Annotated in this window: 7 protein-coding genes; 2 read left to right on the forward strand and 5 right to left on the reverse strand. The window is 71.9% G+C overall.

Annotation, left to right across the window (positions count from 1 at the left end; translation table 11 throughout):
* Positions 1-107 precede the first annotated feature (107 nt).
* The 5 genes from GA0115234_RS03835 to GA0115234_RS03855 are packed head-to-tail and all read right to left on the reverse strand — an operon-like array spanning position 108 to position 8139.
* Complete coding sequence (locus GA0115234_RS03835) at positions 108-2078, reverse strand: ATP-dependent DNA helicase (RefSeq protein ID WP_093539405.1); 1971 nt, start codon at positions 2076-2078, stop codon at positions 108-110.
* Positions 2079-2116: 38 nt separating this feature from the next.
* Complete coding sequence (locus GA0115234_RS03840) at positions 2117-3985, reverse strand: IucA/IucC family protein (protein ID WP_093539406.1); 1869 nt, start codon at positions 3983-3985, stop codon at positions 2117-2119.
* A gap of 60 nt (positions 3986-4045) precedes the next feature.
* Positions 4046-4801 (reverse strand): GNAT family N-acetyltransferase, encoded by a 756-nt coding sequence (locus tag GA0115234_RS03845; protein WP_093539407.1) that lies wholly within the window; start codon positions 4799-4801, stop codon positions 4046-4048.
* 42 nt (positions 4802-4843) lie between these two features.
* Positions 4844-6730, reverse strand: a complete 1887-nt coding sequence (locus GA0115234_RS03850) for an IucA/IucC family protein (protein WP_093539408.1) — start codon at positions 6728-6730, stop codon at positions 4844-4846.
* A 29-nt stretch (positions 6731-6759) separates the two neighbouring features.
* The gene (locus GA0115234_RS03855; protein WP_093539409.1) at positions 6760-8139 is read right to left on the reverse strand and encodes a diaminobutyrate--2-oxoglutarate transaminase family protein; all 1380 of its coding nucleotides are present in this window, start codon (positions 8137-8139) and stop codon (positions 6760-6762) included.
* Positions 8140-8466: 327 nt separating this feature from the next.
* Here GA0115234_RS03855 and GA0115234_RS03860 point away from each other — a divergent pair, with 327 nt between their 5' ends.
* Positions 8467-9687: a trypsin-like serine peptidase gene (locus GA0115234_RS03860; RefSeq protein WP_176729063.1), complete on the forward strand. Its 1221-nt coding sequence runs from the start codon at positions 8467-8469 to the stop codon at positions 9685-9687.
* 219 nt (positions 9688-9906) lie between these two features.
* Positions 9907-11076, forward strand: a complete 1170-nt coding sequence (locus GA0115234_RS03865) for a trypsin-like serine peptidase (RefSeq protein WP_093539411.1) — start codon at positions 9907-9909, stop codon at positions 11074-11076.
* The last annotated feature ends 50 nt before the right edge of the window (positions 11077-11126 follow it).

Genomic DNA, 11126 nt, shown 5'->3' on the forward strand with positions numbered 1-11126 from the left:
TCCACTGCGCCGATCCCGGGGCCCTGCCCTTGTCCTGGGCCCCTGTACTCAGAGTCCTGGGGCCCCTGCGCTGAGGGGCCCACACACCCCGAGGGACCCGGAGCGGGCTACTTGCCGTCCGCCTTGGCCGCCGCATCGATCGCGGCGAGTGAGCGGCGCGCCTGGTTACGGTCGGTGGTGTACCAGAAGTCGGGCAGCGAGGCGCGCAGATAGCTGCCGTACCGGGCATTGGCCAGGCGCGGATCGAGCACGGCGACCACGCCCTTGTCGCCCGTCGCCCGGACGAGTCGTCCGGCGCCCTGAGCCATCAGCAGCGCGGCATGCGTCGCCGCGACGGCCATGAACCCATTGCCTCCCGCCGTCTCGACCGCCTTCTGGCGCGCGCTCATCAGCGGATCGTCGGGGCGCGGGAACGGGATGCGGTCCATGACCACCAGCTGACAGCTGGCTCCCGGCACATCGACGCCCTGCCAGAGCGACAGCGTGCCGAAGAGACAGGTCTCGGGATCGGCCGCGAAATTCTTGATCAGCTCACCGAGCGTCTCCTCGCCCTGCAACAGGATCGGCTTCTCCAGCCGGCCCCGCAGCTCCTCCGCGGCGGCCTGGGCCGCCCGCATGGAGGAGAACAGCCCGAGGGTGCGCCCACCCGCCGCCTCCACCAGCTCGGCGAGCTCGTCCAGCATGTCGGTGCGGGAGCCCTCCCGCCCCGGCGTGGCCAAGTGCCTGGCGACGTACAGGATGCCTTGCTTCGGGTAGTCGAACGGCGAGCCGACGTCGAGTCCCTTCCACTGCGGGATGTCGTCGCCCGCGGTGCCTTCGGGAGCCAGGCCGAGCGAGGCGCCCACCCCGTTGAAATCCCCGCCGAGCTTGAGTGTGGCCGAGGTCAGGACGACGGACCGCTCGGCGAAGAGCTTCTCGCGCAGCAGCCCCGAGACGGAGAGCGGAGCGACCCGTACCGAGGCGCCGAAACGGTCATGGCGCTCGTACCAGACGACGTCGTACTCCGAGCCCTGGGTGATGCGCTCGGCGACGCCGTGGATCGTCTCCACCGATGCCAGGGCCTGCTTGCGCACGGCGTCCTCGTCCTGGACGGACTTGTCCCGGGTGGCGCCCAGGGCCGAGATCACCGTGCGTGCGGCGTCGCGCAGCGCCAGCAGTGCGTAGCCGAGATCCTCGGGGACCTCTTCCAGACGGCCCGGGAGCGCCAGCTCCATGACCCGCTCGAACCCCTCCGACGCGGTCTGCAGCGCGTCGGCGGCCTTCTCGTTGACCAGCTTCGCCGCGCGGCGCACCGCGCGGTTGACCTGGCCGGGGGTGAGCTCGCCGGTGGCCACTCCGGTGACCCGGGAGACCAGCTCATGGGCCTCGTCGACGATCAGCACCTCGTGCTGCGGAAGCACCGGAGCGCCCTCGATGGCGTCGATGGCGAGGAGGGCGTGGTTGGTGACGACGACCTCGGCGAGCTTGGCCCGCTCGCGGGCCAGCTCCGCGAAGCACTCCGCGCCGTACGCGCACTTGCTGGCGCCCAGGCATTCGCGGGAGGAGACGGAGACCTGAGCCCAGGCACGGTCGGAGACCCCGGGGGTCAGGTCGTCGCGGTCGCCGGACTCGGTCTCGTCGGACCAGTCCCGCAGTCGGAGCAGATCCTGGCCGAGCTTGCTCGACGGCGCGGCGGCCTCGAACTGGTCGAAGAGCCCCTCCTCCTCGTCCTGCGGCACTCCTTCGTGGAGCCGGTGCAGGCAGAGGTAGTTCGACCGGCCCTTGAGCATGGCGAACTGGGGGCGCCTACGCAGCAGCGGGTGCAGGGCGTCGACCGTGCGCGGAAGGTCGCGCTCCACCAGCTGGCGCTGGAGCGCGAGCGTCGCCGTGGCCACCACGACCCGCTCCCCGTGCGCCAGCGCGGGCACCAGGTAGCCGAGCGACTTGCCCGTGCCGGTGCCGGCCTGGACGAGCAGATGGGATTGGTCGTCCACGGCCTGGGCGACGGCTTCGGCCATGGCGGCCTGACCGGGGCGTTCCGTACCGCCGACGGCGGTCACGGCGGCGTGCAGGAGCTCGGGGAGGGATGGCTTCGTCATAGCCTGACCAGCGTACGGGTCACCACTGACAACAGCGGTCACTCCCGGACTCCGGCGGAGGGGTGGAGCGGATTCGGAACCGTCCCGTGGATGGCCGCGTGCGGGCGCTGGGGCCGGTCCCGGTACCCGTCGACATGCAGGCGATTGCGGTTCAGACAGAGGCGTTCGATGCGCGGGGTCAGCAGGTCGAACATCTCGAACCGCTCCTTGAGCTCGGGGAAGCGGGCGTGGTGGCGCAGGATCTCCGCCCGCACGAGTGACCAGAAATCGGCCTCCGGGACCCCCAGCTGTTCCTCGCACAGCGGGGACAGGAAGCGGAACACGCCGATGAACAGTCCGGAGTGGATGAACTGGGTGAGGAAGGAGGGTTCCTCGGTGAGCAGGGTGCGGCGCACGTCGTCCGGCATCGAGTCGTGCTCCGGCAGCGACCGGGCGCTCACGTTCACGTCGTCGACGAAGTCCTTGATCGCCAGGCGCACCGGTACGTCCTGTCCGTCGAAGACCACGATGGCGTTCTCGCCGTGCGGGGAGAACACCGTGCCGTACCGGTAGAGGAAGTGCAGCAGCGGCGGCAGCAGGGCGGCGAAGAGGCGGGTCAGCCAGGCGGTGGGCGTCAGCCCGGAGCGGGCGACGAGCTCGGCCGTGAAGGCGCGTCCCTGCGGATCGGTGTGGAGCAGCGAGGCGAGGGTCCGGGCCCGCTCGCCGGGGGCGAGCCGGGGCAGGAGGGGTTCGCGCCAGATCGCGCCGAGGATCTCCTTGAACTGGTACGGGGCCTCGGGAAGGTGGTCGTACAGCGGGTGCTCGACCGCCACCGAGGCCACCTCGCCGAGCAGGATGACTCCGCAGGTGTCGCGCAGAAAGGCGTCCTGGTCGCGCAGGCCGTGGACCCAGGCGGTGACGGCGGGGGCCGCGAGGGTGCGTTCGGTCGGCAGTCCCCGCCAGACCAGCGTGTTCAGGATCGACAGGGGCAGCTTGACGATGTGCCGGTCGGCGCGGGCCACATTACTGAAGGTGCGGATGGACTGCTGCGCCAGCCGGAGGTCCGGGTCGGCGTGCAGCGGGACGATGTCACCGGCGGCGATGGCGGGGGCGAAGACCGGAACGATCCATTCGTCCCACTGCCAGGGGTGTACCGGAAGAAGGAGATAGCCGGCGGGATCGAGGCCGCGGGCGCGGAGCACGGCGGCGAAGGAGTCGCGGACCGACGGGTCGAGCTCCTGCGCGTACAACCGCTCCGGCGCGGCCAGACCGGCCACTCCCCGGTAGGCGGCGATCCTCGTGGAGACCGCGATCCACGGCAGCGTGAGGGGCTTGCGGGCCTCGGGGGTGTAGCGCGAGGCGTCGGTGGCGGAGAAACCGAGGCGGCCCTTGTTGGCGACCAGCCAGGGGTGGCCGGTCTGGTGCCCTTCCAGCTCGGCGTAGTCGAGGTCGGCCAGTCGGGCGGCGGTGAGCGCGGTGTGGTCGAGCCGGGCGTCGGCGGTGAGGGTGGTGGTGATCTCACGGATGAGGTGGCCGAGGGTGGCGCCGTCGATGTCGAGGAGCCGGCGGGCACGGACCAGGAACTGGAGGGGGTCGCGGAAGGGGACGGTCTCGGTGGTCCCGCCGTCCGGGGCCCCGGGAGCGCTCCCGCGCGTCTCCACGATGGAGTCGGGGGCGATCTGCCAACTCCCGTACACCCCCCGCCGGGCCCGGAAGCCGAGGGTCCCGCCGTCGTCGAGGCCGAGAGTGTACGTACCGTCTGGACCGGCCTGTCGGGCCGGCTCGACGACTTTCTCGTAGGCGAATTGGCCGAGCATCTTCGCGAGCAGTCGGGCGGCGGCACCGTCCCAGACCGTCCGGTTCAGTTCTGGCGTGCTGAGCAGCTCGGCGGAGTCCGCCGAATCATGGCTCGCAGGATATTTCGGCACGGGGACTCCTCGGGGTGGAACCGATGGGGTTCGAGCGGTCTGAGTGAGGCAGCAGTTCGTTCACAGCTGGGCACGATGGGTTCGGTCACGGACCATCAGGGCGGCTCGTTTGTCGGGGAGTTCGAGCTCCGCGGAGAAGCGGAACCCGGCACTCAGAAAGGCGGAGACGGACGGGGTGTTGCGCAGATCGGGTTCGGCGACCACGCGCGCGCACCGGGGGCGGTTGTCGAGTACGAGGTCGGCGACGGCCCGCAGCAGGGTGGTGCCGACGCCGCGTCCGCGGTTGTTCACACCACCGATGAGCAGGTGGATCCCGGTGTCGTGCGGACGGGCCGGGTAGTGGCGTGCCAGCGGATCGAGATCCGCGCGGTAGATCTCCCAGTAGCTCATGGGGACGCCCGCCAGCACGCCGAGACAGGGGACGCTGCGTCCGTCGCCGTTGAGTTGGGCCCGCAGATGGGCGGCCGTGACGGCTTCGGGCCCGGACAGTTCCCAGAAGGCCGCCACCGCGGGGTCGTTTATCCAGCGGCTCAGTACGGCCAGATCGCGTTCCAGCCGTACCGGCACGAGTTGGAGGACTCCGGCCGGGGTGGTGACCGGTCGCCAGTCGGCCGGGTGGTCGAGCAGGTCGGAGGAGGCCGCCCTGCTCGCCATCGGCCGGGTGTCCGCCGCCTCGCCCGCGTCGCCCTGGGGGTCCTCCCCGAACAGGGCGAGGAGTTCCTCGGAGAGCTCCAGGTCCAGGGTGTCCTCGGCACCCGTGTCGGCAGGCGGTGCAGGGCCGGTACCGGCGTCGGTGTACGCATCGGCGGGAGCCACGGGGGCGCTCTCCTCTCGGCGGTCAGGCGGTGGTCATGTCCCTCAGTCGCACAGGGGGTTGGCCATGGTGACGTAGACGGACTGGGTGTCGACGGGGCCGACGAGTTCGTCCAGGCCGTGCATCCGGGTCAGCAGGTTGGCCTTGCACCGCAGCTGGGGCTTCTCCAGCAGGTGCGCCGGCAGCGGGGAGCCCAGGGCGGCGGCCGAGCCGAGGAACCGGCGGAAGGCCGCGATGAGCACCCGCTCGTCGGCGAGGTGCTGGGCACCGAACGCCCCGATCAGCCCGAACACATGGTTGATGCCGAGGTAGTAGGCGAAGCGTTCGTCGGTGACCGCGTCGGAGACGAAGGTGTCGCTGACCGATCCGATGCCGGGGAGCCTGCGCTCCAGCGCGGCGCGGTGGGACTCGCGGAAGTAGTAGCCCTGGTTGTCGCGGTAGCGGCCGCCGACCGGCCATCCCGCCCGGTCGAGCAGCACCAGGGTGTTCTGCTGGTGCGCTTCGAGGGCCACGCCCGCCTGGCCGTCGAGCCAGAGCACCGGGCGCACGACGCGGTCCAGGTAGCGCAGGAACCACTCGGCGGCGACCGCGCCCACGGTTCGTCCGGTGACGGCGGCCAGGGAGAGAACGACCTCGGCGAGGCGTGAGTGCACGCCCGTCCGGTCCGGCCACGGGCGCGGAGCGGTCAGGGCCGCGATGCAGACCGCGTCGTCGTGCAGCCCGAACGGGTTGTGCCGAAGCATCACGTCGAGGCCCTGGACGGGTGCGCCGTCCGGGCCGTCGACAGCGAGCCAGGCGGGATCGCGGACGATGTCGAAGCCCGGGTGGACGGCGTGCCACTGCGTGGCGAGCCCGCTGCGGAGCAGCCGGTGGACCTCCACCCCGCGGTGGAGCTCCTTGCGGAGGTTCTCCCGGCGGGAGTTGGTGATGCGTACGCCGAGGGAGAGCTTGAGCATGACCCGGGCGCCGGGCCGGTGCACGGTACGGACCGAGGAGGTGGGGTGCCAGCGCCCGCCGTACGGTCCGAGGTCGTGAAGGAGCCCGGCGTCGAGCAGGGCGGCCACCTCGGGGCGGTGGGTGAGTTCGCGGGCCTGCCAGGGGTGGAGCGGAAGCGGTGCGGTGCGGTCCGGGAGGCGCAGCCCCTCGGCGTGGGCGGCGACCAGCTCGGTGGCCGGTACCGGGCGTCCTCCGTCGGTCCAGGCGGAGTCGGTGGCCAGCACGGAGCGGTCGACGGCCATCCAGTGCAGCGGGAAGGAGCCGTGCGACTCGGGCGAGTAGAGGCGGGATTCGGCGTCGGAGAGCCCTTCGCGGCTCTTGGGGGTGGGGTGGAGCGGATGTCCGAGCAGCAGAGACTGCTCCGCGGTGAGGAAGAGGTCCGCCTCGGCCGGGGCGTGCGGGGAGCGGCGCCGCTCGGCGATGAAGCCCGCGGTGCGCCGTACCGAGTCGGCCACCCGGGCCACCATGTCGGCCCCCTCGTCGCGGCCTGCCTCGCGGCCCAGGAGCGCGGCGACGGTGACGGCGTCGGCGGGCGGTGCTCCTTCGCGCGCCCCTTCCAGGGCGGGCGGGCCGAAGCGGTGGGAGCCGGTGGCCGACCAGTAGAGGACGGGGACGAGCAGGGCCGTTCCACTGGCGGGGAGCGGGACGCGGAGGGTGGGCCCGACCGGTCCGGGCAGAGCGGTCTCCCGGACCCAGCAGCGCAGCAGATTCTCCGTGCCCGCCGAGTCGGCGGCCCGCAGCGGGTCCGGGTGGTCGAGCGGGTCGGCCGGTGCCCCGGCGGTGGCCGAGGGCTTCGGGGTGTAGCGCTCATCGGCCGGTGCCGTCATCTGGCGCGGCACGGTGGACTGCTCGACGACGAGCTGGCAGGCGGGGCCGGCCTGCCGCTGCGGGGTGGGGGGCGAGCTGTCGGCCTGGGGCGTGGGGGTGGGGTTCACGGCGGTCTTTCTCGTGAGGGTGTCCGGGGTCAGCGGATCGACCCGGTCGTGGTCCGGCGGTGCGGCAGCCGCTCGGCGGCTGCCAGGGCGTCGGCGAGGCGGTCCACGACCGCTGTTGCCTGTTCGTCGGTGAGGGTGAGGGGCGGCAGGAGGCGTACGACGGTGGAGTGGCGCCCGCCGAGCTCGACGATGAGCCCGCGGCGCAGGCACTCCTGCTGTACGGCGACCGCGAGGGCGGGGGCGGGAGGCGGCTCGGGGCTGTCGCCGGTCGGGGCGGCTTCCGGATCGACCAGCTCGACCCCGATCATCAGGCCGCGTCCGCGCACGTCACCGATGGTGGGGTGGTCGGTGGCGAGCGCCTGGAGGCGGGCGAGCATGCGGGCGCCGAGGGTCGCGGCGCGCTCGGCGAGGCGGTTCTCCCGTACGAAGGCGAGGGTGGCCGTGCCCGCCGCCATCGCGAGCTGGTTGCCCCGGAAGGTGCCGGCGTGGGCGCCCGGCTGCCAGGTGTCGAGTTCGGAGCGGTAGACGATCACGGCGAGCGGGAGGGAGCCGCCGATCGCCTTGGAGAGCACCATCACATCAGGCACGATCCCGCTGTGCTCGACCGCCCAGAAGGCGCCGGTGCGGCCGACGCCCGTCTGGACCTCGTCGGCGATCAGCGGGACGGAGCGGGCCTCGGTGATCGCGCGCATCCGGCGCATCCAGCTGTCGGGGGCGGGGTTCACCCCTCCCTCGCCCTGTACCGGTTCGAGGATCATCCCGGCCGGGGCCGGTGTGCCGCCCTTGGGATCGTCCAGGAGGTTCTCGGTCCACCGGGCGGCGATCTCCGCGCCGCGCTCGCCGCCGATGCCGAAGGGGCAGCGGTAGTTCCGCGGGAAGGGCAGCCTGGTCACCCGCACGTCCTCGGCGCCGCCCGAGGCGGCGAGGGCTCCGGCCGTCATCCCGTGGTAGGCACCGGTGAAGGCGAGCAGCCCGCTGCGGCCGGTCGCGCCGCGGACCAGCTTGAACGCCGCCTCGACGGCGTCCGTGCCCGCCGGGCCGCAGAACTGGATCCGGGCGTTGTCGGCGAACCGCCGGGGCAGGGTGGCGAACAGCTCCGTGGTGAAGGCGTCCTTGACCGGGGTGGCGAGGTCGAGGACATGGAGCGGTGCGCCGGAGTCGATGACCTTCTTGATCGCCTCCAGGACCACCGGATGGTTGTGTCCGAGCGCCAGGGTCCCGGCGCCGGAGAGACAGTCGAGATACCGCCGACCGTCCGCGCCCTCGATGGTCAGCCCACGGGCCCGCACCGGCACGATCGGCAGCGAACGCGCATAGGTACGGGCGGCGGATTCCCGCAGGGACTGGCGGCGCAGGATCCCCTCGTGCACCGCCGGTGCTGCCACCGGGGCTGGTTCGGTCACGGCCACGGCTGTCGGTCCTCCTGCTGTAACGGTTGCGTTGCACATCAGTACGCCGTCGCACGGACGGCGTGCGGGGATGAACGCTCTCCCCGGATCCCTCGCACGTACCAACGACGCCGGGCGCGGCGGATCACGGGTAAATCCGAAGATCCTTGCGGGGCGGAACCGCGGCCCTGCCGCCCGCCGTCCCCATCGGCACCGGCATAGTGGGGGCCGCACAGGACATCGGACGGTTGTCCGGGGGTCCGCCGGGTGTTCGGAGCAGGTGGCTCGGAGCAGTACCGCAGTGCAGTACAGAAGTGTTGAGTTACGAAGTCCCAGGGGGATCACCACATGCGACTCATTCGACCGGCGCTCGCCGCACGTCAGGGGAAGGCGGCCCGACGGCCCGCCTCGGTGCTCGCCGTGGCCGCGGTCACCGCGGTCCTCGCGCTCACCGCCACCGCCTGCGGGCCCGAGGAGGACGGCGCGAGCGACCAGCCGAGCGTCCCGGCCGGCCAGTCCTCTGACGGCAAGATCACGATTCCTGACGATCTGAAGGACCGTCTCAAGGAACACGGGATCGACCTCGACCAGTGGAAGAACGGCGAGTGGAAGAACTGGGACAGGGACAAGTGGCTGCGCGAGGCCAAGGACTTCGTCAACCCGATCATCGAGGACCTCTGGAACCCGGACCGGATGCGGGACGCGGACAAGTCGCCCGAGAAGCCGGTGGACAACGACATCTCGGGTGACGCGGGCGTGACGGACCCGACGCCCGCGCCGGTCCGGGCCGCGGGTGTCCGGACGCCGTACCACGCCAACGCCGCGGAGTCCGGGAAGCTGCTCTTCGACTCCCCCGAGGGCTCCATGGTCTGTTCCGCGACCGTGGTGGAGGACCCGGCGCACCCCGGGAAGTCCAACCTGGTGTGGACCGCCGGGCACTGTGTGCACGCGGGCAAGAAGGGCGGCTGGTACCGCAACATCGCCTTCGTGCCGTCGTACAACGACCAGGGCCTCTCCCTGGCCGAGCTGAAGAAGGCGACCAAGCAGGAGATCGCCCCCTATGGCGTGTGGTGGGGCACCTGGGCGCAGACGTCCGACCAGTGGATCTCGCAGGGGTCCTCGACGGGCGGGCTGGGTGCGCCGTACGACTTCGCGGTGCTGCACGTGACGCCGGAGAAGGGCTCGACGGGCAAGTCGCTCGAGGAGACGGTCGGTTCCGCGCTGCCGGTCGAGTTCAACGCCCCGGCCGTGCCGAAGATCGACAGCATGACGGCGACCGGCTTCCCGGCCGCTCCGCCGTACGACGGCCAGAAGGCGTTCCAGTGCGCGGACAAGCCGGGCCGGCTCTCGCTGACCGCGCAGGACCCGACGATGTACCGCATCGGCTGCTCCATGACCGGCGGGTCGTCCGGTGGCGGCTGGGTCGCGACGGGCCAGGACGGCAAGCCCGCGCTGGTCTCGAACACCTCCATCGGGCCGGTGACGGCGGGCTGGCTGGCCGGGCCGCGGTTCGGCAAGGAGGCCAAGGGCGTCTACGAGTCGGTCAGCAAGAAGTACGCGGGACAGTGACGACGGGCCGTCACCCGGGCCGCTCGCGGCGCCGGGTGACGGCACATCAGGGCCCCCCGGCGCGGCAGTTGCGCGCCCGGGGGCCCCTTCCGTCGTGGCGGGAGCACCCGCCGGACCGTCATAGGGTGGGCCCCTGCATCGTCGGGGGCCGCTGGTCCGGCCAGCGATCCGTATGACACGTTCATGGCAATTCCGGAAGTTTCAGGGGGAACCCTTTCCATGCGATCCATACGTCCGCTGCTCGCCGCGACCGGACTCGTCGCCGCGCTCGCGCTGACGGCCACGGCCTGCGGTCCGAGCGAGGACGACGCGACCGGCAAGCCCGCCGCCGACTCCGCGGGCGGTCAGGAGGCCGGCGGCTCCCTGCCCGGCGGTCTGGCCGAGACGCTGAAGAAACACGGTGTCGACCCGGAGAAGTGGAAGAACGGCGAGTGGAAGAACTGGGACAAGGACAAGTGGCTGCGTGAGGCCAAGGACTTCGTCAACCCGGTCATCGAGGGGCTCTGGAAGCCCGACCGGATGAAGTCGGCCAAGGACCCGGCGAAGACCATGGCGGCCGGCGACGTCGCCGGCGACCAGGGCGTCACCGACCCGGAGCCCGAGCCGGTGCGGGCCGAGCCCGAGAAGACGCCGTACCACGACTACGCGGCCCCGGTCGGCAAGGTGTTCTTCGACTCCCCCGAGGGCTCGATGGTCTGCTCCGGCACGGTCGTCAAGGACCCGGGGAACCCGGGCCGGTCCAATCTGGTGTGGACCGCCGGACACTGTGTGCACGCCGGTTCGAAGGGCGGCTGGTACCGCAACATCGTCTTCGTGCCCGCGTACAACGACCAGGGCAAGTCCGCCGCCGCCCTGGAGCACGCGCAGCCGCAGGAGGTCGCCCCGTACGGCGCGTACTGGGCGGACTGGGCGACGACGTCCGGGGAGTGGCTCGCCGACGGCGGCCCCACCGGGGGCGAGGGCGCTCCCTACGACTACGCGGTGCTGCACGTGAAGCCGGAGAAGGGCACCAAGTCGCTGGAGGAGACCGTGGGGAACGCCCTGACGGTCGACTTCGACGCTCCCCGGATCTCGCGGATCGACGCCCTGGGCGCCTGGGGATACCCGGCCGCTCCCCCGTACGACGGCCTGATCATGCACAAGTGCGTCGACCGCCCCGGGCGGCTCTCCATCAGCCCGAGCACCCCGGCGATGTACCGCATCGGCTGCACCATGACCGGTGGTTCGTCCGGTGGCGGCTGGTTCAGAAAAGGCGACGACGGCAAGTCCGTGCTGGTCTCCAACACCTCCATCGGGCCGGTGACCTCGGGCTGGCTCGCCGGTCCCCACCTGGGTCCGGGCGCCGAGGACGTCTTCACCACGATGAGCGAGAAGTTCGCCGGCCACTGAGGACCGGATGGTCACCGGCACCCCGGTGACGGCCGAAGGCCCGCCCCGTC

The sequence above is a fragment of the Streptomyces sp. DvalAA-43 genome, from assembly GCF_900091725.1.
GTDB classification, from domain to species: Bacteria; Actinomycetota; Actinomycetes; order Streptomycetales; family Streptomycetaceae; genus Streptomyces; species Streptomyces pulveraceus.